Source organism: Rhodococcus xishaensis (genome assembly GCF_004011825.1).
GTDB classification, from domain to species: Bacteria; Actinomycetota; Actinomycetes; order Mycobacteriales; family Mycobacteriaceae; genus Prescottella; species Prescottella xishaensis.
Map to the genome: position 1 here is coordinate 147,293 of NZ_RKLO01000007.1, position 23,157 is coordinate 170,449.

General features: G+C 65.7%; 18 protein-coding genes and 1 pseudogene. 15 read left to right on the forward strand and 4 right to left on the reverse strand.

Going from position 1 to position 23,157, the window contains the following annotated elements:
- Positions 1-4 precede the first annotated feature (4 nt).
- Positions 5-1,897 (forward strand): alkyl/aryl-sulfatase, encoded by a 1,893-nt coding sequence (locus EGT50_RS16415; RefSeq protein WP_127955722.1) that lies wholly within the window; start codon positions 5-7, stop codon positions 1,895-1,897.
- A 59-nt stretch (positions 1,898-1,956) separates the two neighbouring features.
- A complete protein-coding gene (locus tag EGT50_RS16420) occupies positions 1,957-2,391 on the forward strand; it encodes a hypothetical protein (RefSeq protein ID WP_408014652.1) in 435 nt (144 codons plus the stop codon).
- 96 nt (positions 2,392-2,487) lie between these two features.
- Here EGT50_RS16420 and leuA read toward each other — a convergent pair whose 3' ends face one another.
- Positions 2,488-4,296 (reverse strand): 2-isopropylmalate synthase, encoded by a 1,809-nt coding sequence (gene leuA / locus EGT50_RS16425; protein WP_127955723.1) that lies wholly within the window; start codon positions 4,294-4,296, stop codon positions 2,488-2,490.
- Between the two features lie 244 nt (positions 4,297-4,540).
- Here leuA and EGT50_RS16430 point away from each other — a divergent pair, with 244 nt between their 5' ends.
- Positions 4,541-4,897, forward strand: a complete 357-nt coding sequence (locus EGT50_RS16430; RefSeq protein WP_127955724.1) for a hypothetical protein — start codon at positions 4,541-4,543, stop codon at positions 4,895-4,897.
- 9 nt (positions 4,898-4,906) lie between these two features.
- On the opposite strand, the gene EGT50_RS16435 is transcribed toward EGT50_RS16430, so the two are convergent.
- Positions 4,907-5,140, reverse strand: coding sequence for a hypothetical protein (locus EGT50_RS16435; RefSeq protein ID WP_127955725.1), 234 nt, complete (start codon positions 5,138-5,140; stop codon positions 4,907-4,909).
- A 157-nt stretch (positions 5,141-5,297) separates the two neighbouring features.
- A complete protein-coding gene (locus EGT50_RS16440; RefSeq protein ID WP_235870786.1) occupies positions 5,298-7,937 on the reverse strand; it encodes a LuxR C-terminal-related transcriptional regulator in 2,640 nt (879 codons plus the stop codon).
- 305 nt (positions 7,938-8,242) lie between these two features.
- On the opposite strand from EGT50_RS16440, the gene EGT50_RS16445 reads away from it, so the two are divergent.
- The 12 genes from EGT50_RS16445 to EGT50_RS16500 all read left to right on the forward strand — a co-directional run bounded on the left by EGT50_RS16445 (position 8,243) and on the right by EGT50_RS16500 (position 22,043).
- Positions 8,243-9,508: an aspartate kinase gene (locus EGT50_RS16445; RefSeq protein WP_127955727.1), complete on the forward strand. Its 1,266-nt coding sequence runs from the start codon at positions 8,243-8,245 to the stop codon at positions 9,506-9,508.
- 38 nt (positions 9,509-9,546) lie between these two features.
- Positions 9,547-10,608: an aspartate-semialdehyde dehydrogenase gene (locus EGT50_RS16450; RefSeq protein ID WP_127955801.1), complete on the forward strand. Its 1,062-nt coding sequence runs from the start codon at positions 9,547-9,549 to the stop codon at positions 10,606-10,608.
- A gap of 222 nt (positions 10,609-10,830) precedes the next feature.
- The gene (locus EGT50_RS16455) at positions 10,831-12,744 is read left to right on the forward strand and encodes an NHL repeat-containing protein (RefSeq protein ID WP_127955728.1); all 1,914 of its coding nucleotides are present in this window, start codon (positions 10,831-10,833) and stop codon (positions 12,742-12,744) included.
- 255 nt (positions 12,745-12,999) lie between these two features.
- The gene (locus tag EGT50_RS16460; protein WP_127955802.1) at positions 13,000-14,757 is read left to right on the forward strand and encodes a BCCT family transporter; all 1,758 of its coding nucleotides are present in this window, start codon (positions 13,000-13,002) and stop codon (positions 14,755-14,757) included.
- Positions 14,758-14,814: 57 nt separating this feature from the next.
- Positions 14,815-15,525, forward strand: coding sequence for a response regulator transcription factor (locus EGT50_RS16465; RefSeq protein ID WP_127955729.1), 711 nt, complete (start codon positions 14,815-14,817; stop codon positions 15,523-15,525).
- 31 nt (positions 15,526-15,556) lie between these two features.
- Positions 15,557-16,975 (forward strand): sensor histidine kinase, encoded by a 1,419-nt coding sequence (locus EGT50_RS16470; protein ID WP_235870788.1) that lies wholly within the window; start codon positions 15,557-15,559, stop codon positions 16,973-16,975.
- A 202-nt stretch (positions 16,976-17,177) separates the two neighbouring features.
- Positions 17,178-17,684, forward strand: a complete 507-nt coding sequence (gene ectA / locus EGT50_RS16475; RefSeq protein WP_235870789.1) for a diaminobutyrate acetyltransferase — start codon at positions 17,178-17,180, stop codon at positions 17,682-17,684.
- On the forward strand, positions 17,681-18,961 hold the full coding sequence (ectB, locus tag EGT50_RS16480; RefSeq protein WP_127955732.1) for a diaminobutyrate--2-oxoglutarate transaminase: 1,281 nt from the start codon (positions 17,681-17,683) through the stop codon (positions 18,959-18,961). The genes ectA and ectB overlap by 4 nt, the downstream gene beginning before the upstream one ends.
- 5 nt (positions 18,962-18,966) lie before the next feature.
- Positions 18,967-19,359, forward strand: a complete 393-nt coding sequence (locus tag EGT50_RS16485) for an ectoine synthase (protein WP_127955733.1) — start codon at positions 18,967-18,969, stop codon at positions 19,357-19,359.
- 77 nt (positions 19,360-19,436) lie between these two features.
- Entirely contained in the window at positions 19,437-20,300 is an 864-nt protein-coding gene (locus EGT50_RS16490; protein ID WP_127955734.1) for a phytanoyl-CoA dioxygenase family protein, read from the forward strand.
- 37 nt (positions 20,301-20,337) lie between these two features.
- Complete coding sequence (locus EGT50_RS16495; protein ID WP_235870790.1) at positions 20,338-21,258, forward strand: ABC transporter ATP-binding protein; 921 nt, start codon at positions 20,338-20,340, stop codon at positions 21,256-21,258.
- Positions 21,255-22,043: an ABC transporter permease gene (locus EGT50_RS16500; RefSeq protein ID WP_127955735.1), complete on the forward strand. Its 789-nt coding sequence runs from the start codon at positions 21,255-21,257 to the stop codon at positions 22,041-22,043. The genes EGT50_RS16495 and EGT50_RS16500 overlap by 4 nt, the downstream gene beginning before the upstream one ends.
- A gap of 122 nt (positions 22,044-22,165) precedes the next feature.
- Here EGT50_RS16500 and EGT50_RS16505 read toward each other — a convergent pair.
- Positions 22,166-23,157, reverse strand: a pseudogene (locus tag EGT50_RS16505) (hypothetical protein); the annotation flags it as partial.

The window sequence follows — 23,157 nt, forward strand, 5'->3', positions numbered from 1 at the left end:
GACGATGAGTGTTCCGGCAGACGCCACACCGGAGATCGCAACGGCCAATGTGCGATTCGCTGAGACCCTGCCTGATGGGGACGATGCGGACGCGCAGCGGGGGTTCGTCGCGGCCCTGACCCCGGGCGTCGTCCGAGCAGCCGATGGAACCGTCGTGTGGGACAACGACGCCTATTCGTTCCTCGAGGGCGAGTGCCCGCCCACGGTGAATCCGAGTCTGTGGCGGCAGGGCCGACTCTGTGCCAAGCAGGGACTGTTCGAGGTGTGCGAGGGGATCTACCAGGTTCGTGGACTGGACCTTTCGAACATGACGCTCGTCGAGGGCGACACCGGCGTCATCGTGATCGACCCCCTGATCTCCACCGAGACGGCCGCGGCGGCGTTGGGACTCTATCGTTCGCACCGTGGCGACCGTCCGGTCACCGCGGTGATCTACACGCATTCGCACGCCGACCACTTCGGCGGTGTCAAAGGCATCGTCGACGTCGCATCCGTCAAGGCCGGACGCTGTCCCGTGATCGCTCCCGCCGGCCTCGTCGAACACGCGGTCGCCGAGCATGTCTACGCCGGTACCGCGATGGCGCGGCGGGCCGCGTACATGTACGGGGCGGCGTTACCCCGCGGTCCTCGGGGATCGGTTGGTGCCGGTCTCGGTCAGACGACGTCGACGGGGACGGTCTCGCTCATCTCGCCGACACTGTCCATCGAGCGCACTGGGCACACGGAGGTACTCGACGGGGTCACGATCGTGTTCCAGTTGACACCCGGCACCGAGGCGCCGTCGGAGATGAACTTTCACTTCCCGGACCGGCGTGCTCTGTGCATGGCGGAAAACGCTAGTCACACCCAGCACAACCTGCTCACGCTGCGCGGGGCACTCGTGCGGGATCCGCACGTATGGGCGCATTACCTCACCGAAACGATCAACCGGTACGCGTCCGACTCGGACGTGCTGTTCGCCTCGCACCACTGGCCCACGTGGGGGACCGAGCGGCTCACCGAGTACCTCGCACAGCAGCGTGACCTCTACGCGTACCTGCACGACCAGACGGTGCGTCGGATGAACCAGGGCTGCACCGGAATCGAGATCGCCGAGGAGATGACGCTCCCACCGGCGCTCGAGCACGCGTGGCACGCACGCGGCTACTACGGTTCCGTCAGCCACAATGTCAAGGCGATCTACCAGCGCTACATGGGGTGGTTCGACGGCAACCCGGCTCACCTGTGGGAGCACACGCCCGTCGAATCGGCGAAACGGCACGTCGAGTTCATGGGCGGAACCGACGAGGTGCTACGGAAGGCACGGAAGTCGTTCGCGGACGGTGATTTCCGGTGGGTTGCCCAGGTAGTGAATTACGTCGTGTTCGCCGACCCCGACAACGTCGAGGCGAAGGAGTTGCAGGCCCAGACGCTCGAGCAGCTCGGCTACGGTGCCGAGAACGGCACCTGGCGCAACTTCTACCTCACGGGAGCGATGGAGCTGCGTGACGGGCCGGTCGGCACCCCCACCGACGTCGCGTCGCCCGATGTGGCGCGAGAATTGTCGGTGGAGCAACTGTTCGACGTGATTTCCTTGCGCGTCGACGGGCCCAGGGCCTGGGAAGCCCGGATGGTGATCGACTGGGACATCGCCGACGACGCTCGGGTGCACCGGATGGAACTGCGCAACGGCGTGCTCGTGCACTGGGATCTCGACGGCACCCGGTCCGCATCCGAACCGGACGCGCGATTCACGCTCACCCGCACACTGCTGCTGGGTGTCCTGCAGGGTGCGGTCGATCTGTCCCAAGCGGTCGCCGACGGGCGTGTCGACGCGCAGGGCGATGTGTTCAAGCTGGTGGAGCTCGTCGGGTATCTCGACCACCCGGATCCCGGATTCACCATCGTCACGCCGTGACGAGGCGCAACCGGCCTACGGGTTCGTCGAGCAGGTGCCGACCGAGGAGGGGAGGGAAGGTGGCCGATTCTGCGAGGTCGTCAGGAGTGTCGTGGGCAGGTATGGCCGATTGGCTCGTCGAGTTGCTGACCGACAAACCGGTGGCCTTCATGCTCGAAGTGGGTCCGAGCGGATACCGCACGCGCGACGAACTCGACGAGATCGTGTGCGCGCAGATCCTTGTACTCGCGGACGAGGTGTTGATGCTCCGTCGGTCACGCGCCTTCCTCGAACAGTTGGCGCTGGCTGACTATTCGACCGACGGGCTGACCCTCGACCGCTGGTTCTTCGACGACCACTTCGAGGATTGCACCGACGGCTATCTCTTCACCCGCGACGCCAGGCTGGTCGCAGATGCCTGCGTCGCGTGGTTCCGAGACGAGTGGGGGGCCGAGTCCACTGACGACCTCGGTTGCGACTACCGCTTCCCGGACGAGTTGCCGGGGCAGCCCTAGACGACGCGGGGAGTTGCCCGATCGCCCACTCCTTGCTTCCTCCTGCGGAAACCCGCTCCGGACGCGAAGGAATGGGCGCTCAGGCCGAAGGTGATGTCAGTGCGCCCGGTTGACGGCCGACACGACGGCGCGCAGCGACGCAGTGGTGATGGAGGTGGCGATGCCGACACCCCACACGACCTTGCTGGTGCCGTCCGGCAGGGTCACCGCACACTCGACGTACGCCGCGGCCTTCGCGTCGTCGCCGGCGGACATCGCGTGCTCGGAGTAGTCCAGGACGCGGACGTCGAAGCCGACGGTGCCGAGTGCATCGACGAACGCGGCCAGCGGTCCGTTGCCGGAGCCGGAGATCTCCTGCTCTACGTCGTTCACCTTGACGACCGCTGTGATCGCGTCGATCCCGCCGTCCACCTCGGCCGCCGTCACCTTCTGACGCATCCGCTCGAGCGGGACGATCGGGGCCAGGTACTCCTCGGAGAAGACGTCCCACATCTCCTTCGGCGAGACCTCGCCGCCCTCGCCGTCGGTGATCTTCTGGACGGCCTGCGAGAACTCGATCTGCAGGCGCCGCGGCAACGCCAGGCCGTGGTCGGCCTTCATGATGTAGGCGACGCCGCCCTTGCCGGACTGCGAGTTCACCCGGATGACGGCCTCGTAGGTGCGGCCCACGTCCTTGGGGTCGATCGGCAGGTACGGGACCTCCCAGGTGATGTCGTCGACATCGGCGTCCTGGTCGTCCGCCGCGAACTTCATCGCGTCCAGACCCTTGTTGATCGCGTCCTGGTGGCTGCCGGAGAACGCCGTGTAGACCAGGTCGCCTCCGTACGGGTGGCGCTCGTGGACCGGTAGCTGGTTGCAGTACTCGACCGTGCGACGGATCTCGTCGATGTTGGAGAAGTCGATCTGCGGGTCGATTCCGCGGGTGAACATGTTCAGGCCCAGCGTCACCAGGCAAACGTTGCCGGTGCGCTCACCGTTGCCGAACAGGCAACCTTCGATGCGGTCGGCACCGGCCTGGTAGCCCAGCTCGGCGGCCGCGACACCGGTGCCGCGGTCGTTGTGCGGGTGCAGCGACAGGATGATGCTGTCGCGCTGGGCCAGGTTGCGGTGCATCCACTCGATCGAGTCCGCGTACACGTTGGGCGTCGCCATCTCGACCGTTGCCGGCAGGTTGATGATCACCGGGTTCTCCGGGGTGCCACCCAGGGTCGCGACGACCGCGTCGCACACCTCCTTGGCGTACGACAGTTCGGTTCCGGTGTACGACTCCGGCGAGTACTCCCAGCGCCAGTTGGTGTCAGGGTGATTCTTCGCCTCCTCGACCACCAGCGCAGCGGCGTCGGTGGCGATCTTCTTGACCGTGTCCTTGTCGGCGCGGAACACGACCCGGCGCTGCAGGATCGACGTCGAGTTGTAGAAGTGCACGATCGCGTTCTTCGCACCGGCGCACGCCTCGAAGGTGCGTTTGATCAGCTCCGGGCGTGACTGGGTGAGCACCTGGATGGTGACGTCATCGGGAATGGCGTTTTCCTCGATGATCTCGCGGACGAAATCGAAGTCCGTCTGGCTCGCGGACGGGAATCCGACCTCGATCTCCTTGTATCCCATCCGGACCAGAAGCTCGAACATGCGGCGCTTGCGGGCCGGGCTCATCGGGTCGATCAGCGCCTGGTTGCCGTCGCGCAGGTCCACCGCGCACCACTGCGGGGCGCGGTCGATCACCTTGTCGGGCCAGGTGCGATCCGGCAGGGACACGTGCTCGACCTCTTCGCCGAACGACCGGTAGCGGAAGGTCGGCATCGACGAGTTCTTCTGCGTGTTCCAGACCGGCTGGTCGGCGGGTGACGGCTTGGATGGCGGCGTCGTGGTGCGTGATCCGGCAGTGAAGGCGTCAGCGGGGGACATGGATTGCTCTCCAGGTTCGAGTGTGGACTGCACGAGTCCGACAACTGAGTCGACCGGCGCACGAGAAAACCCGCGACGGGAGGCCAGTCTGGATCAGACCCCGCCGCGGCACCCAAGAAGGAGCGCGCGCTGCATACGTTGCACTCTACCCCGGTGTCCCGAGGGCACGTGTGGAGTGGGGCGCAAATTCACCCCTAAGTGGGTTATTCACCCCCATGTGGGTACTGCGTGGTCAACTGTGCGCATGACAGCACAGCTCGAAGCGGCCCGAACGTATGTCGCCGCGCTGCTCAGCCACGACGGAGAATCAGTACCCTACGCGCCGAACGCGGTGCGTTACGAGATGGGCCTCAAGACGGGTCGGTCAGGAAACCACTTGCGCCGCAGCCTCTCGCGAGGTCCCCAGTTCCGGGTCATCCGCGCCATACGCGACGAGACCTACCGGGTGGAGGGCGACGAGGTGGTGGTCGACTACCTGATCGACGCCGGGCTGTTCGGCCGCACACTGGTCACCGCGCATGTTCACGAGACGTTCGTCATTCCGGCCGACGACCCGCGCATTCACCGGATCGACGCCAAGATCAGGCTGGTCGTCCGGTAGCCGCCGCGCTCAGTCCGGAAGCCGACGCATCTCGACGAGAGTGAGGCCTAGGGCGTCGAAGCGGGCGAGCATGCCGCGCAACTCGGTGTTGTCGCGGACCGGGCCGTACAGGGTGGTGTGGGCGTGGGCCGTCTCCGAGACCTGCAGTTCCGGGAAGGCCGCGAGCACCCGCTCGGACAGTTCGCCGCCAACGAGAAACGCATACCGCACAGTGGTGGGCCAGCCCGGGTCGGAAGTGGCCATCACGCCTCCCTCTGTGGTTCGGTGTCTCGTCGAGCGGCGCCGTCGCGAGGTGCACTTGACGGGTCCTCGCGCCCGTCCATCGAGGATGCCGCGGCGGGCCTGCGGGCGCCTCACCCGTCGATGGTGAACCTCACCCGTCGATGGTGAATTATGGGGCTCACAGCAGCCCGTGGGTACGTGCCGCGGTGACGGCGTCGCGGCGGGTGGTGACACCGAGCTTCCGGTAGATGCCGCGCAGGTGCGTCTTGACGGTGTTGACCGACACGGACAGGTCGGCCGCGATCTCCTCGGCCGTGCGCCACGTGGGGAGCTCCGCGAGAAGTTGAAGTTCACGCCGGGTGAGCTTCTCGGTCGTGGCGACGGCCGTTTTCGGGAGTGAAGCCCATACCCGATCGGCGAAGGATCCGCGTGAGCCGAACCTTCCGCGGCTGGCGGACAACAGTTCCCGGCTGGACGACGGCATGTAATGGAAGGGCCTGAGCACCCTCTCAGGCTCCGCGAGCAGCAACGCCTCCCCGAGGGCGTCGTGAACGCGAGCGTCGTGGAAGCGGCGTCGGGCAAGTTCGGCTTCAACGAGCCAAGCAGTCACGACGTTGGTCGCCGCGGCACACGGCAGGTCGCCCTCGAGCACCGGTCGCAACGCGACCCGGGCCCGCTCGAGCTGGTTGGCGTACAAGTGCAGGACCGACTCGAGCAGTGCGACGTCGCCGCACTGGCCCAGCACCGTCGAGGCGGAGGTAACCAGCTCGCGGGCCCAGGTCGTCTCGCCGATCTGAAGGTAGGCGAACTCGATCGAGGGGAGCGCGACGGCGATCAGCCCGGGTGGCCGCGGCGCGGCGCGTCCGGACGTGGTGGCCGCGTGCAGGGCCGAGACCGCGGCGCGGCGGTTCGGGGCGGTGTCGAGGCCGAACAGTTGGGCGGCCACGGCGTTGTCCTCCACGGTCGAAGGGCTGGAGGCGTGTGCCGCGCCCGCGAGTTCGAAGGCCCGCTCGGTGTCGTTGCGCAGGTAGTGGCAGAACGCCTCGAGCAGGGGCGCCCATCGGTTGTCCGCCGGCTGGTCGTCCACCGACACGGATAGATCGCCATCCGATGCCTTGGATCGGCTGGCCGCCGCGGCCTTGGAATGGCCGCTCGCGGCTGCTTTGGAGCGGCCGCTCGCGGCTGCTTTGGAGTGGCCGCTCGCGGCCAGCGACAGCGCGTCGTCGAGCAGGCCCCGGCACAAAGCGACGATGCCGAGTGCCGTAGAGGTCTGTGCCTCGATGCGTGGCGACTCGATTTCACGCGCGTGGGTGCGCGCCCGTTCCAGGTTGTACTCCGCGGGTCCGAGTCGCCCGAGGTGGAGGTGGCCGAGCCCGCGCTGGAGGGCAGCGAAGGCGTCGAGGTGGGGGTCGCCCGACCAAACGCCGTCCGCAGCCACCGGACGTGCGCGCGCGTACCCGAGGTCGCCGGTGTGTACGGCAAGCTGCAGGCGCAGTGTGTCTGCGAGGAGTGTTGTCCGGAATGCGCTTTCGTCGTCGGCGCCGTGGTCGTCGAACGAACTGAGGATCGATCCCGCGACGATGGGGTTCTCCTCGCGCAGATGCGCGGCCACGCGGACAAGTCGGGAGATCGGTCGGTCCCGGATCGAACGGGGGGCGTCCGCGAGGAGACGCCCGACGGTCTCGGCGTGACCGTCGAGGACGAGCGCCAGACCCGCGTCCGACAGCACGGATTCGACGTGGGACGCGGCGTCGGCCGCGATGCCGTGCTCGAGGGCCGGCAACGCGTCGCCGAGTCGGGCGTACCAGCGCGCAGTGAGGTGCTCGAGCTCCGCGCCCGCCTCCCGGCCCAGCAGACTGATCTCGGCGCGCAGGTAGCTGCGCAGCAGCGGGTGGTACCGGAAGAGGGTGGGGGAGGTCTCGATCCTGCTGATCAGAAAGTTCCGGTGTTCGAGCACGTCGATTATCGCGTGCGCGTCGGCACGGCCGGTGAGTTCCTCAGCGAGCGCGGCGGAGAACGTGGCCGGCACGGACGTCTTGACGAGGAACTGCCGGATCTCTTCGCTCTGACCGTCGAGGACCTGCTCCATCAGATAATCCGCGACCGCTCGTCGGCACCCCGTGAAGTTCTCGAGGAGCGATGCCGGATCGGGATGCTCCGCGAGGGACATGCCGGCGAGTCGGAGACCAGCCGCCCAGCCCTCGGTGCGCTCCATCAGCACCGACAGGTTGTCGGAATCGAGTTCGACATCGTGTTCGGCCAACAAGGCCTTTGCTTCCTCGGGGGTGAAGGCGAGGTCGTCGAAGGTCACGTCCAGCGTCCGGCCGTCGAGGCGCAGCTTCTGGAACGCGAGCGGGGGCTCGAAACGTCCGCACACCACCACCTGCACGAGATCCGGTTGGGTCCGGAGGAACACCTCCAGATCCGAGAGCACGACCGGGTCGTGCAGCAAGTGTGCATCGTCGAGGACCAGGCAGACGGGTTCGTCCAGTTCCGCCAGACTGCTCGCGAGGGGGAATGGTTGTCCGGGTGTCGGATTCGCGATCTGCTCGCAGATCTCCCGGACGCGGGGATGCTCGGTGCCCCGAAAAGCCTGGACGAGTTTGGCTTGCAGCGCCGGTCGTTCGTTGTCCTGCTCGTCGACGGTGGCCCAGGCGATCGCTGGACGACCGGGCTGTGCGCGCGTGCGGTGCGCCCAGTCCGCGAGAAACGTCGTCTTTCCCGCGCCCGCCGGCGCGCAGACCAGGACCACGGATGTCGCGCGATCGGAGTCGGCCAGAGCGCGATCCAGCGTTTCGAACAGGCGGGTTCGGGGCACGACGCGATCGCTGCGGAACACCGGAATCTTAGCGCTCGCAGCGAAACTTCCGTCCTGCGCGATCGACACCCGAGATGCCTCCCACATAGCGAGTTCCCGCCCGGCATGTATCGGGCGAACCGCTTGCAGCGGGAGAGTCTAATCCGCGTAGTCGGTTCGCACGTCCGGAACGCGTTCGCTATCTGTTGGGCGATTTCCCGAGCCGTCGAGCTGGTGTGGACGGACGCCTTGAGATGCCGATTATGCACGTCGGTAAGCTCGACAGCCGGACTGACATCAATCCAACTACCCGGAGGTACACACGCGTGGCTCTCGTCGTCCAGAAGTACGGGGGATCCTCGGTCGCGAGCGCCGAGCGTATCCGACGCGTCGCTGAGCGGATCGTCGAGACCAAGAAGGCGGGCAACGACGTCGTCGTTGTGGTGTCGGCGATGGGTGATACCACCGACGAGCTGCTCGACCTCGCGGAGCAGGTGTGCCCGGTTCCACCGGCCCGCGAGATGGACATGCTCCTCACCTCGGGTGAGCGGATCTCGAACGCGCTCGTCGCGATGGCCATCCACTCGTTCGGCGCGGAGGCACGCTCCTTCACCGGTTCGCAGGCCGGCGTCATCACCACCGGCAGCCACGGCAACGCCAAGATCATCGACGTGACCCCGGGCCGCGTCCGCGCGGCACTCGACGAGGGCTCCATCGTGCTGGTGGCCGGATTCCAGGGCGTGAGCCAAGACAGTAAGGACATCACCACCCTCGGCCGAGGTGGTTCCGACACCACCGCTGTTGCGCTGGCCGCGGCCTTGAACGCCGATGTGTGCGAGATCTACACCGACGTCGACGGTGTCTTCACCGCCGATCCGCGCATCGTCAAGGACGCCCAGCGGCTCGAGACCGTGTCGTTCGAGGAAATGCTGGAGCTCGCGGCCTGCGGCGCCAAGGTGCTCATGCTGCGCTGTGTGGAGTATGCACGCCGCTACAACATGCCTGTGCACGTCCGCTCGTCATACACCACCAAGCCCGGAACGATCGTGTCCGGATCGATGGAGGACATCCCCATGGAAGAAGCCCTGATCACCGGTGTTGCGCACGACCGCACCGAGGCCAAGGTCACCGTCGTCGGCTTGCCCGATACGCCGGGCCACGCCGCCAAGCTCTTCCGTGCCATCGCGGAGGCCGAGATCAACATCGACATGGTCCTGCAGAACATCTCCAAGGTCGAGACCGGCAAGACCGACATCACCTTCACGCTGCCCAAGGCGGACGGCCCGCGTGCGGTGGAGAAGCTGACCGGCCTGCAGGCGGAGATCGATTTCACCCAGATCCTGTTCGACGACCTCATCGGCAAGGTGTCGCTCGTCGGCGCGGGTATGAGGAGCCACCCGGGTGTCACGGCCACCTTCTGCGAGGCACTCGCTGACGCGGGCGTGAACATCGACCTCATCTCGACGTCGGAGATCCGCATCTCGGTGCTGGTCAAGGACACCGATCTGGACGACGCCGTGCGCGCAATCCACGCAGCATTCGACCTCGGCGGCGACGAAGATGCCGTCGTACACGCAGGAACGGGACGGTAACTGTCATGGCTGGTGAGACGAGCGAAGCGACGAAGAAGATGGTCAATGAGACGAGCGAAGCGACCAGGAACGTCACGGTCGCCGTCGTCGGTGCGACCGGCCAGGTCGGCATCGTCATGCGCACCCTGCTCGAGGAGCGCAACTTCCCGGCCGACAAGGTCCGGTTCTTCGCGTCTGCTCGGTCGGCCGGAAAGAAGCTGCCGTTCCGCGGGGAGCAGATTGTCGTAGAAGACGTAGCCGAGGTCTCCGATGAATCCCTGAAGGACATCGACATCGCGCTGTTCTCGGCCGGTGCGACGCTCTCGCGCGCGCAGGCCCCGCGGTTCGCGGCTGCGGGCGCAATCGTCGTCGACAACTCGTCGGCGTGGCGCAAGGACCCCGAGGTACCCCTCGTCGTCAGCGAGGTCAACCCGGAGAAGGCGAAGAACCCGCCTAAGGGCATCATCGCCAACCCGAACTGCACCACGATGGCTGCGATGCCGGTGCTCAAGGTTCTGCACGACGAGTCCGTCCTGCAGCGTTTGATCGTCAGCAGCTACCAGGCGGTGTCCGGCAGCGGTGTCGCGGGCGTCGAGGAGCTCGTCGGCCAGGTCCGCGCAGTTGCCGACGACGCCGACAAGCTCGTGCACTCGGGTTCGGCGGCCGATTTCCCGGCCCCCGACAAGTACGTCGCGCCGATCGCGTTCAACGTCGTCCCGCTCGCGGGCGCGCTCGTCGACGACGGTAGCGGTGAGACCGACGAGGATCAGAAGCTCCGCAACGAGAGCCGCAAGATCCTCGGCCTGCCGGACCTTCTGGTGTCGGGCACGTGCGTGCGTGTCCCGGTCGTCACCGGCCACTCGCTCGCGATCAATGCCGAGTTCGAACGCCCGCTGTCGGTGGAGCGCGCCAAGGAACTGCTGGCCGATGCGCCCGGCGTGGAGTTGGTGGACGTGCCGACGCCGCTTGCGGCCGCTGGTGGCGACTTGTCACTCGTCGGCCGGGTTCGACAGGACCCGGGTGTTCCCGGCGGACGCGGTCTGGCGTTGTTCCTTTCGGGTGACAACCTTCGCAAGGGGGCCGCACTCAACACCATCCAGATCGCCGAGCTGCTCCTCTAGCTCGTTCTCTTCGCGTGCGCGTCTGAGGACTCGGTGTCTGGACTCTCGGGTCTGGACTCTCGGGTCCGCAGGCGCGCACGCGTCGTTTACGGGCGACGTCGACCGGGTTTCGACAGGGCAACGGTACGGGCGACTCCAGCCCAGTGCGGCCGCTGGACTCCTAGCCTTCGAAGAAGATCGTTTGGAACCGTGCGTTCCGTTCGGTGACACGGAGGCTGTCTCATGTTTCGACGCATCCTGTTGTCCTCCGCGGTCGGCTTGCTGGTGGCGGGAAGCGTTGCGGGCACGCCCCCGGCGGCGCCTGCGAGGTCGGACATGCTGTCCGGATCGGTGCGCGGCGCCGATGGCCCGCTCGCCGGATACGACGTGACTGCATGGGCGGCGGGTGACGGGTCCACGGGACCGCGACGACTCGGCGACTCCAGCACCGACGAGCAGGGCTATTTCTCGATCGTTCTGTCGGAAGCCAGTGCGGACGACGTCGTCTATCTGGAGGCTCGTGACCGCTCTCGGGTGGACATGGTTCTGGCCTCGGTGCTCGGCGCGGACCCACGTCCGACGGAGGTCGTCGTCAACGAACAGACGACGGTGGCGTCGGCCTTCTCGATGGCACAGTTCGCCACGGATGCCGGGCTGAGTGGCTCCGCGCCGGGGATCGGCAACGCTGCCGAGATGGTCCGGAACTTCGTGGACGTCGAGAAGGGATCCCTGTCGCAGGTTCTAACGAGCTCGCCCAACGGATCGGAGACCTCGACGGTCGCCACGTTCAACTCGCTGTCGAACATGGTCGCCGCGTGTGTCGCTCGGGCCGCCGACTGCACGCGGCTGCTCGACGGCGCCACGAACCGGGGCGAGCCACGCCCGGGGGACACCTTCGAGGCGATGTCCGCAATCGCCCGAACCCCGTCGCTTCATGTGGTCGACCTCTTCGCCGTCGCCGCGTCTGCACCGCATCCGTACACGCCGGCGCGGAATCTGCCTCCGGCGGCGTGGACCCTCGCCCTACGGTTCGATGGTGACGGACGATCGTTGTCCGGCCCAGGAAACTTTGCGATCGACTCGGACGGGAACATCTGGGTCAACAGCAACTACGAGTACAACGCGGACCCCAATGTCCCGGTATGCGGCAGCGACATGCTCTTCAAGTTCTTGCCGTCCGGTCAGTCTGCGCCGGGGTCCCCGTTTCGCGGTGGTGGTTTGAGTGGGGCCGGGTTTGGGATTGCCCTGGATCCGCAGGGTGATGTGTGGGTGGGGAACTTCGGTTTCGCTGCACAGCCGCCGGGTTGTCCTGAGGACCTCCAGCCACCGCACAACAGCGTTTCGAAGTTCACCCCCGACGGTGTTCCCCTGTCGCCCGAAACCGGATTCACCGAGGGGGAGATCGACTGGCCGCAGGGAACGATTGCCGACCGAGACGGCAACATCTGGCTGGCGAACTGCGGTTCGAACACCCTCACCCGCTACCCGGCGGGAGATCCGAGCAGCGCACAAACGCTGCGCGACACTGGACTCGACCGACCGTTCGCTCTGGTGGACAACGGGCGGCATGTATTCGCCACCGGTACGGGGAACAATCAGGTGGCGGTGTTGGGCCGGGATGGAACGGTCCGACCGAACTCTCCCATAGGCGGCTTCGACAACCCGATGGGTGTCGCGGCCGATGCGGACGGGAATGTGTGGGTGGCGAACTCGGGGATCGTGCAACTACCCTGCCCGGACCTGCCGCCGCTCAGCGTCGGTTCGGGTTCGGTCACGCTGCTCGATCCGGACGGAACCCCAGCGGGACCGGCATTCCGTGGTGGTGGAGTGACCATTCCCTGGGGAATCGCCGTGGACGGTGACGGGAACGTGTGGGTCGCGAACTTCGGCGGTAAGCGACTTTCGCACTTCTGCGGCACCGACCCGACAACGTGCCCGCCGGGAAAGTCGACCGGCGACGCGATATCACCCGACGGCACCGGGTACGCGTTCGACGGACTCGAGCGCAACACGGGGGTGGCCGTGGATCCGTCCGGCAACGTGTGGCTGGCCAACAACTGGCTCGAGGTGCCGGTTCAAACCAACCCCGGTGGGCACGAGATCGTCGCCTACGTGGGGATCGCTCCGCCCGTTGTTCCGGACGCCCCGATTCGCTAGAAGACCGCTGTTCAAGATCGCTCCGGATCCCGGTAAGGACGGCGGTGTACGCCGGTCGCGGCTCTAGGCGTAACGTCAGTCTCGGCTCGAGTCGGGCGTCCGACCTGTTCTACGGTGCGGAAATCGGACGTCACACCGGAGCCGCCGAACGGTTTGACGCGAAACCCGGACGCAGGCATACGGCGGCCCGCCTGTCCTGTGTCCATCGAAACGGAGGGAAGCGCGTTGAGATCTGCGCGAGAGGCCTGGCGAGGAATGCAGAAGCCGGTGTTCGTACCGGCTTCGCTGGTGATTCTCGCGATGATTGCCTTCGCAGTCGTCTACTCGGGAACCGCGAGTGACGCGTTCAAGCGCCTGAACACAGCCATCACCGACGGGGTCGGCTGGTGGTACGTCCTGGTGGCGACCGGTTTCGTTGTATTCGCGCTGTACTGCGCCTTCTCCCGGGTCGGCAACATCAAGCTCGGCGGTGACGACGAGACTCCGGAGTTCGGTCTCCCGTCCTGGTTCGCAATGCTCTTCAGTGCCGGTATGGGTATCGGTCTGGTCTTCTACGGTGTCGCGGAACCGCTTACCCACTACGTGAACCCGCCCGAGGCAGGTGGTGTCGCGGGATCAACCGATGCGGCCGCGAATCAGGCCATGCAACTGACGCTGTTCCACTGGGGCCTGCATGCCTGGGCAATCTACGTGGTCGTCGGTCTGGGTCTGGCCTACATGACCTACCGCAGGCGTCGACCGCTGTCGATCCGGTGGCTGCTCGAACCGCTGCTGGGACGTAAGCGGATCGAGGGTCCGATCGGCCACACGATCGACGTGGTCGCCGTCGTCGGCACCGTGTTCGGCATCGCGACGTCGCTCGGATTCGGGGTGCAGCAGATCTCGGCGGGATTCGAGTACCTGGGATGGGTGGAGCCGAACAACTGGTTCGTCATCGGACTCATCGCCGTCGTGACGGGACTGGCCACCTTCTCCGTCATCAGCGGCGTGACGAGGGGACTGCGCTGGCTGTCGAACATCAATATGGGCCTGGCGGCAGGCCTGGCCCTGTTCGTCCTGCTCCTGGGCCCCACGGTCTTCCTCATGCAGGCGTGGGTGCAGAACCTCGGTGGCTATGTCCAGGCGATGCCCCAACTCATGCTGCGCACCTCGCCGTTCGCGGAGGACGGATGGGCGGGGGCCTGGACGATCTTCTACTGGGCTTGGTGGATGAGCTGGGCGCCGTTCGTAGGAATGTTCATCGCGCGGATCTCGCGCGGCCGGACCATCCGCGAGTTCGTGTTGGGTGTGCTGCTTGCTCCCACGTTCATCGGGTCGCTCTGGTTCACGATCTTCGGGGACTCGGGAATCCTGCGCCAGCGCAACGACGGCGACATGGTCGGTGCCGGCGGGTCCGTCGACACCAATACGACCCTGTTCCAGCTTCTCGACGGGTTGCCGGTGGCGACGCTGACGAGTCTGTTCGCAATCGCGGTCGTGGTGTTCTTTTTCGTCACCTCGTGCGACTCCGGATCACTCGTCATCGACAACTTGTCCTCGGGCGGCACCCTCGAAACGCCCAAGGTGTCCCGTACCTATTGGGCTGTGCTCCTGGGCATCGTGGCCGCCGTACTGCTACTCGTCGGTGGATCAGGGTCATTGACCGCCCTGCAAACCGCGTCGATCGCCACGGCCGCGCCGTTCTCGATCATCATGGTGCTTGCTTGTGTGTCGATGTTGAAGGCTTTCCGCTACGACTTGGCGACCACGCCGCGCTACCTCCGGGTGTCGACACGTGCCGCCTCCGACGGCGCCGGCGACGTGAGCGAGCCTTCTCACCACCTGCTCGATGGGGGCGTGTCGGCGACGTTCGCCGGCCTACCGCCGGCGACACGCGGCGAGGCTGCCGATAGCAACGGCCACTTCGTGGTGGCGGTCAACGAGCTACCGTCCCACGCGGTTGATGTAGATCCTGATACAGGAGCGATGCAGTACTCTCAGGAGTCGCACGCACGAGACCCACTGCGGGAATGACTGGTGGGGGCAGCTCCCGGAGCGCTGACCGAGGCAGGGGACCTGGAAAATGGCGTCATGGGCGCTAACCTTCTGATCGTCGAGGACGACGACCGCGTACGGGCCTCGCTGAGGCTGGCTCTCGAGGACGAGGGATACCAAGTCGAAGAGGCTGAGGATGCGGAGAGCGCCCTGGAGCACCTCGAACGACACGGTGCACCGGATGTGATGATCGTCGATCTGATGCTCGGCGATATGGACGGGTTCACCTGCATACGTCAGATCCGGTACGAGCACGATGTGCCGATCATCGTCATCAGCGCTCGCGATGACACACACGACGTCGTCGCGGCTCTCGAGGCCGGTGCCGACGACTACGTGACGAAGCCGTTCGAGATCAAGGAGATCACCGCGAGGATGCGGGCACTCCGGCGTCGTGCAGGTGGGCTCACCGAGCGTCCCGGACCTTCGGATGTCGTTCTCGACGCCGACCCGCAGTCGCCGCTCGTCCTGTCGCCCGGCAGCGGCACGGTCCGCCGCGGCGACGAGCAACTACACCTGACGTTGACCGAGTTCCGCCTGCTCTGCGAGCTGGCCGAGTCGCCGGGACTCGTCCTCAGTCGTCGTGCACTACTCGAAAGTGTCTGGGACCGTGGTTTCTTCGGAGACGAACGGATTGTCGACGTGCACGTACGACGGCTGAGGACGAAGGTCGAGCTCGATCCATCCGACCCGCAGCTGGTGGTTACTGTGCGCGGGCTGGGGTACCGGCTCGATGTCCAGCGTTAGGCGCTGGAGTGCGCCTGGTCTCCGTGGCCGGGTGATCCTGTCCTTCGCGATCGGCGCCAGCCTGGTGTCGATCCTGCTTGCGGCATCGGTCTTCACGATCAGTCGTAGCTACATGGTTGCGCAGCGAGAAGGTTCGGCCGAACGGCAGACGTCGATTCGTGCCGAGTACGTACGCAACGTCCTCGATGGCACGGACCTGCCGCCGGCGGCAGTGGTGAGCGATCTCGACTTGCCTGCGGAATCCGCGGTTCTGGTACGTCGTGAATCGCAGTGGTTCGCCTCGGAGGTCGGGCTCGCGGCCGAACCTGTTCTGGCGAAGCTGGGTGGTGCGGACGTCGCCCTCGACGACGGCACCGTGCGACGCCATGTCTCGCTGTTCGGCGAGCCGTACTTGGCGATCGGGGTGCCGTTGAACGACGACGGCGATGTGCTGTTCGAACTGTCCCCGCTCAGCGAGCTCGAGTCGGCACTCCGGATTCTGAAACTTGCCTTGGTGTCGTGCGCGGTGCTGACGACGTTGGCGGGTGCGCTGCTCGGCCTTTGGGCGAGCCGCAAGGTGCTGAAACCGTTGCACGAGGTCGCCGGCACCGCGGCGCAGATCGCGGCGGGAGAGCTCGACACCCGGTTGACGGAGACCCGTGACACCGATTTGACCACCATCGTGCAAGCCTTCAACGCCATGGTCGACTCGCTGCAACTGCGGATCGACCGTGAACGCAGGTTCTTCGGTGACGTCAGCCACGAGCTGCGCACGCCGCTGATGACACTGATCACGAGCGTTTCAGTCCTCGGCCGCCATGAGCAGGACCTGCCTGATCGATCCCGTCGGGCACTTGTGCTGATCAACGCGGAACTCGAGCACCTCCGGCGGCTGCTCGACCACCTGCTGGCGCTGGCACGAGCGGAAGCCGGGCTGCACAAGGACCAACTCGAGCCACTGTCCCTCGCCGAACTGCTCGAGCACACCCTCAGGGAGTCCAAGCGGCCCACCGATCTGCTGGTGGTCGAGACCGACTGCGTCGTGGACGGCCGCAAGCTCGCGCTCGAACGCGCGTTCCGGAACCTCATGGACAATGCGGACAAACACGGTGGCGGGCTGGTGGAGATCTCGCTCCGGGAGGCCGGGGGAATGGCGGTGGTGGTCGTGGACGACGCCGGACCCGGAGTCCAGGACAGCGAGCGCACACGGGTGTTCGAGAGGTTTGTGACCGGCAATCCGAGCCGGAAGAGGACGACAGGAACGGGTACGGGTCTGGGGTTGGCGCTGGTCGCGGAGACCGTCAAGGCACACGACGGACGAGTCCGTTGTATCCCGCGTCCGGGAGGCGGTGCCAGGTTCGTTGTGGAGTTGCCCCTGCCGGAGCTGGGTCCCGATCCGGCCGACGAGAACCCGCCGACCCGGCGCCGCGAGGCCGTTGCGCCCCGCCGAGCGAGCCGCCTGAGAACGTGACGAACCACCCAGGGTCTGTAACACAACTGCAAAGTAACCGACCTAACCATCTCAAAGTTGTCTCGGCAGGCTGGAATTCATAGCCGAATGTGGATGGAGCCGTGTGTATGAGTTGTCGATCGCCGTTGCCGTGCGTCGTTTCCGGTAGGGAAGGCGCTCGGATCGGCTGGGCAGTCGTCACCTGCGGCGCAGGGGACCGCAGGTGACGACTGCCCCGACAACACGGCTCCGTGCTCCCGAGATCTCCGACGGCGCTCGGATCTGGGAGATCGCGGGGCGGTCGGGAGAGCTGGATCTCAACTCCAGCTACTCCTACCTCATGTGGTGCCGAGATCATTGGGAGACCTCGATCGTCGCAGAGCTCGACGGTCGGACGGTCGGATTCGTCACCGGATACATTCGGCCGACCGCGCCGCTGACCTTGTTCGTCTGGCAGGTCGCGGTGGACGCCGAGTACCGCGGCCGCGGCATCGGCCTTGCCATGCTCGGCGGACTCGTCGACCGGCTGCGTGGGCGCTCGATCAACATGCTCGAGACGACCATCACGCGTGACAACGCGGGATCGATCGCGATGTTCTCGGCGCTGGCCCGTAGCCGTGGCGCCGACATCGGCAGGCGTCCCCTGTTCGAGTCCGAGGACTTCCCGGACGGGCACGCTGCCGAAGAGCTCTACACCATAGGACCCTTTCCCCGGATTGGACTCTCATGACTATTACGACCCTTCCCGACACTTCGATCTTCGAAAGCCTCGAGTCGGAGGTCCGGAGCTACTGCAGGAACTGGCCGGCCGTCTTCGACAAGGCTCGCGGGTCCTGGCTAGTGGACGAGAGTGGTCGTGAGTACCTGGACTTCTTCGCCGGCGCCGGTGCGCTCAACTACGGACACAACAATCCGGTTCTCAAGCGTGCTCTGTTGTCTTATCTCGAAGGCGACGGCATCACTCACAGCCTCGACATGTCCACCACCGCCAAACGGCGCCTGCTCGAGACGTTCGAGGACACGATCCTGCGTCCGCGCGGGCTCCCGTACAAGGTGCAGTTTCCGGGACCGACCGGAACCAACGCGGTCGAGGCGGCGCTCAAGCTCGCGCGTAAGGTGACCGGCCGCTCGTCTATCGTCAGTTTCACCAACGCCTTCCACGGCATGACGCTCGGCTCGTTGTCGGTCACCGGCAACGCGATGAAGCGCGCCGGCGCCGGCATCCCACTGGTCCACGCGACGCCCATGCCGTTCGACAACTATCTCGACGGCAGCACCGAGGACTTCGGGTGGTTCTCGCGTCTGCTGGACGACGCTGGATCCGGACTGAACCGACCCGCCGCGGTCATCGTCGAGACGGTTCAGGGCGAGGGTGGCGTGAACGTGGCTCGGCCGGAATGGCTTCGTGCCCTTGCGGATCTGTGCAAAGAGCGCGATATCCTCCTCATCGTCGACGACGTCCAGATGGGTTGCGGCCGCACCGGACCGTTCTTCTCCTTCGAGATCGCAGGGATCGAACCCGACATCGTCACGGTGTCGAAGTCGATCAGCGGGTACGGACTGCCGTTGGCGCTCACGCTCTTCAAGCCGGAACTGGATGTCTGGTCTCCCGGTGAGCACAACGGTACGTTCCGCGGTCACAATCCGGCCTTCGTCACGGCTCAGGCCGCGCTCGAGCAGTACTGGTCGGACGACCACCTCGAGAAGGCGGTGCTGGCCAAGGGTGAGTTGCTGCACCGCGCATTCGATGAGCTGTCGAGGGGCTTCCGCGGGCTGTCAACTCGCGGCCGGGGCCTCGTGCGCGGTCTGGTCTTCGACGACGCGTCGCAGGCCGGCAAGGTGGCCCAGTACGCCTTCGAGCACGGATTGCTCGTCGAGACTGCAGGTCCACAGGATGAAGTGGTGAAATTGCTTCCGCCCCTGACAATCGCCCAAGATGAACTCCAGCACGGCCTGGGGATCCTGGTCGATGCAACCATTACCGTATGCGCTGGACAGGAGACCTGAGCCGCATGATCGTCCGAACGACCGACGAGATCACCGACACCGATCGCGACGTAAGCAGCCCGAACGGAAACTGGCGAAGCAAGCGAATCGTGCTCGCCGCCGACGGTGCCGGATTTTCGTTCCACGAGACCACTATTACCGCTGGAACCGTCAACGAGTTCCACTACGCGAACCATGTCGAGGCGGTGTGGCTCGTCGAGGGCGAGGGGACGCTCACTGACCTCGAGACGGGGCAGGTGTACGAGCTCGGTCCCGGGTCGATGTACCTGTTGGATGGGCACGAACGCCATCGTCTGGAGCCGCGGACACAGATGCGAATGTTGTGCGTCTTCAATCCTCCGGTGACCGGACAGGAGGTCCACGACGAGAACGGTGTGTATCCGCTCCTGACCGCGTGAATCGTCGCGACGCCCTGTAGGGCGGGACTCTTCGGACAGTATCTTTGACACATTCGGGAGTGCTAAAGTTGCGGTTGATGAGAGCCGGGATCGATCAGTATGCGACCCGCGTGGAGGGGCAACCAGAGATCAGGGACCGGACAGACCCGTGTGTGTGGGGTCTTCCATCGACGCCCGAACTCGAGGGTTTTGCCGAGCGGGGCTACTTGCAGCGCGATGGCGTTATCTCTTCGGCGACGGTTGAGGCATGCCTCGCCGAGATCGATCGGATCCAAGTGGATCCGCGGCTGAAGGGCGACGAGCGAATCATCCGTGAGGAGCGCGGTACCGCCGTTCGATCAATTTTCGACATCGATGTCCTCAGCACCGTTGTGCGGGAAGCCATCTCGGAGTCTGGTGCCGAAGAGCTGGCACGGCAGATCCTCGGTTCGGAGGTCTACATCCACCAGAGCCGCCTGAACTACAAGCCTGGCTTCCAGGGCGGCGCGTTCTACTGGCACTCCGACTTCGAGACTTGGCACGCCGAGGACGGTATGCCGACCCCCCGGGCCGTGAGTGCATCAATCGCGTTGACGCGCAACGAAGCGTACAACGGACCGCTGATGATCATGCCTGGTAGTCAGCGCTTGTTCGTGCAGTGCGTGGGAAAGACTCCGGCGAATTACCATCGGCGGTCCCTTGTGACGACCACACCGCAGATCGGGGTCCCGTCCGAGGACGTGGTCACCGAAATGTGGAACTCTTTCGGGGTCGACATGCTGACCGGGCCCGCAGGTTCGATGACGATGTTCGACAGCAATGTCATGCACGCGTCCGGTGGGAACATCACGCCGATCCCTCGCGCGAACATCTTCGTCGTGTTCAACAGTGTGCAGAACCGTCTCGGACAGCCGTTCGCCGCCGGAGCGACTCGCCCGCCGTACCTCGCGCGGCGCGGTTAACCGGACGAGTTGGGGTGCGGGAAACTATCATCCGAGAGTGACCTCCGCAGCGGCGTCGCTCGTCAGCGTTGAGAACCTCACCCGGCGGTTCGGCCCTCGGCGGGGAATCATCGATGTCGACTTCGACATCGAGGCAGGTGAGGTGTTCGGCTTCCTCGGGCCGAACGGTGCAGGCAAATCCACGACAATTCGGATTCTGCTCGGCCTGTATCGTCCGACGTCCGGTCGGGTGCGGGTCTTCGGACTCGACCCGCGTCGTGAGGCGTCGCAGATTCTGCGGCGGGTCGGCTACCTGCCTGGTGAATTGGCGTTGCACCCCAGGCTCACTGGTGCGCAGCACCTCGACCGCTTCGCCCGTATCCGGGGGTTGACCGATCGTCGGTACCGGGACGAACTCGTAGACCGCTTCGGCGCCGAACTCGACAGGCCGGCCCACACCCTCTCCAAGGGGAACCGGCAGAAGATCGGTCTCGTGATGGCGTTCATGCACAGGCCCGATCTCTTGGTGCTGGATGAGCCGACGGGCGGACTTGACCCGCTCATGCAGGACGAGTTCGCAGACCTGGTGCGCGAAACGGTCGCCGACGGGCGGACGATCCTGCTCTCGTCCCACGACCTCGACGAGGTCCAAAGACTCGTTGAGCGGGTGTGCATCCTGCGAGAGGGGCGCGTGGTGGTCACCGCAACCGTCGACTCTCTGCGCAAGAGTTCGCCGCGTTCGATCACACTTCGTTTCGATCGCAAGGCTCCCCAGGAAGCTTTCGCCCGTCTCGACGGCGTCCTGGTGCGATCCCGCGACGGTCAGCAAATCACCCTGTCAGTCACGGGACCGATTGCCCCACTGCTACGGACGGCGGCCGACGAAGGAGCGGTGGACATCACGGCTCGCCGCGCAGACCTCGACGAACTGTTCCTCAGCTACTACCGCGGACACGGCGATCCGGGAGGTGTCCGATGACGACTGGCCTCGTCAGGCTCGACCTCCTGCTGCGCCGCCGCTCCCTCGTGGGCTACTCACTGGGCATAGGCGTCTACACCTTCGTCATCGTCGCGTTGTATCCGGCATTCCGGAACGAGACGGGCCTCGACCAGTTCACGTCGGAAAACGCCACTCTCGCAGCACTTTTCGGCGTCACCGGTCCGTTGTCGTCGTCGTCCGGGTGGTTGAATGCGAATCTGTACGCGAACTTCCTGCCGTTGATCGTCCTGTTGATCACCATCGGCTACGGGGCCGGTTGCATTGCCGGCCAGAACGAGGAGGGCACCCTCGGCTTGGTCGTGACGCTGCCGCTGACCCGGAACCGGATCGCGCTCCAGAAGGTCGTCGCGATGTGCCTCGTGGCTGTGCCGGTCTCGTTGGTGGCCGCCCTCGTCGTGTTCGCGGGGCGCGGATTCGATCTGCAGGTCGACACGGGTGCGCTTATCGGTGTGACGATCGCGGTGCTGTTGCTGGGCATCGGATTCGGAGCGCTAGCCCTGCTGATCGGCGCCCTCACCGGCAGTCGCGGGACCGCGCTCGGCATCACGGCGATGGTGGCGGCAGCCGCGTACCTGGTCAACTCGCTGGCTCCCGTCGTGAGCTGGATCCGTCCCGCACGGCTCGTCTCCCCGTTCTACTACGCGGTCGGCAACAACCAACTCGTCGACGGTGTGTCCTTCTCCTCGTTCGTCGTCCTCATCGGCATCGCCGTTGCGTTGTCGTGCGGAGCCGTGATGGCGTTCCGTCGCCTCGACGTCGACTGACCTGTCGTAGACCGAACCGAATCGAGACGCTCTGAAGGCGGCACAAAAGGCGGCGCCGACACCCGTGTGGGTGCCGGCGCCGCGTCGGAAGTTAGCTGCTCAGATTACGTGACCTGCGGTTACTAGCCCCCCATGCCTCCCAGCAAGTCGGCCAGCAACTCGGCGATCAGGTCGACGTCGATCGCGTCCACCAGGGCCTGGACGCTGCCGGCGACCGCATCGGGATCAGGGCCGCCGGGATCCGGGTTGTCGGGATTCGGGTTGTCATCCGGGTTGTCGGGAATCAGGTCGCCGGGATTGAGGTCGCCGAGGCTGCCGAGCACGTTTTCGCCGATCGTGACCAGTTGCTGCGCGCCGAACACCGGGGTCGGGTTGTCATCCGAAATGCACTCGCCCATGACGATGTACGGGCCGTCTTCGAGCTCCACGGTGTAGGCATTCGCGGCTCCCGGGCCCACTCGGTCGGGGCTCCGCCAGGTCAGGAATCCCGGCTCGTCGATCTTGGTCGGGTCGTCCCGGAGTTCGGTCATCTTGGCGTTTTCGACGACGAATACGCTGCAAGTGCTGGAGGGTTCGACGTTCTGGTTCACGATGGTGATGGTCAACGTGCCGGCGTCGACGCCGGTCGTGACGGTCGGGCCTGCCAATGCGTTGAGCACCGTGACCAGTTGCTCGGTGCCGAACAGGGTCGGGTTGCCGTCCGAAACACATTCGCCGACAACTGCGTACTCACCGACCGCAAGGTCCGTGCTGAAGGTGCCGTCGGCTCCGGCGGCCACGCGCTCGGCGTCGTCGGTGCGCCAGGTCAGGAATCCCGCCTCGTCGATCTTGGTCGGGTCGGCCTGGAAGTCGGGCAGCTTGGCGCTCTCGAGGACGATGATGCCGCAGGTGGCGGTCGGGTCGACGTTCGTGTTCGCGACGGTGGCCGTCAGGACGGTCCCCTCGACGGCGGTGGTGACGGTCGGGGCTCCGAGGGTGTGGGAGCTGGTGACCAGTTGCTCGGTGCCGAACAGGGTCGGGTTGCCGTCCGAAACACATTCGCCGACAACTGCGTACTCACCGACCGCAAGGTCCGTGCTGAAGGTGCCGTCGGCTCCGGCGGCCACGCGCTCGG

Coding starts and splice junctions, on each gene's coding strand:
- EGT50_RS16415 (WP_127955722.1), top strand. CDS start 5: ATGAGTGTTCCGGCAGACGCCACACCGGAGATCGCAACGGCCAATGTG.
- leuA (WP_127955723.1), bottom strand. CDS start 4,296: ATGTCCCCCGCTGACGCCTTCACTGCCGGATCACGCACCACGACGCCG.
- EGT50_RS16430 (WP_127955724.1), top strand. CDS start 4,541: ATGACAGCACAGCTCGAAGCGGCCCGAACGTATGTCGCCGCGCTGCTC.
- EGT50_RS16435 (WP_127955725.1), bottom strand. CDS start 5,140: ATGGCCACTTCCGACCCGGGCTGGCCCACCACTGTGCGGTATGCGTTT.
- EGT50_RS16450 (WP_127955801.1), top strand. CDS start 9,547: ATGGTCAATGAGACGAGCGAAGCGACCAGGAACGTCACGGTCGCCGTC.
- EGT50_RS16455 (WP_127955728.1), top strand. CDS start 10,831: ATGTTTCGACGCATCCTGTTGTCCTCCGCGGTCGGCTTGCTGGTGGCG.
- EGT50_RS16460 (WP_127955802.1), top strand. CDS start 13,000: ATGCAGAAGCCGGTGTTCGTACCGGCTTCGCTGGTGATTCTCGCGATG.
- EGT50_RS16465 (WP_127955729.1), top strand. CDS start 14,815: ATGGGCGCTAACCTTCTGATCGTCGAGGACGACGACCGCGTACGGGCC.
- ectB (WP_127955732.1), top strand. CDS start 17,681: ATGACTATTACGACCCTTCCCGACACTTCGATCTTCGAAAGCCTCGAG.
- EGT50_RS16485 (WP_127955733.1), top strand. CDS start 18,967: ATGATCGTCCGAACGACCGACGAGATCACCGACACCGATCGCGACGTA.
- EGT50_RS16490 (WP_127955734.1), top strand. CDS start 19,437: ATGAGAGCCGGGATCGATCAGTATGCGACCCGCGTGGAGGGGCAACCA.
- EGT50_RS16500 (WP_127955735.1), top strand. CDS start 21,255: ATGACGACTGGCCTCGTCAGGCTCGACCTCCTGCTGCGCCGCCGCTCC.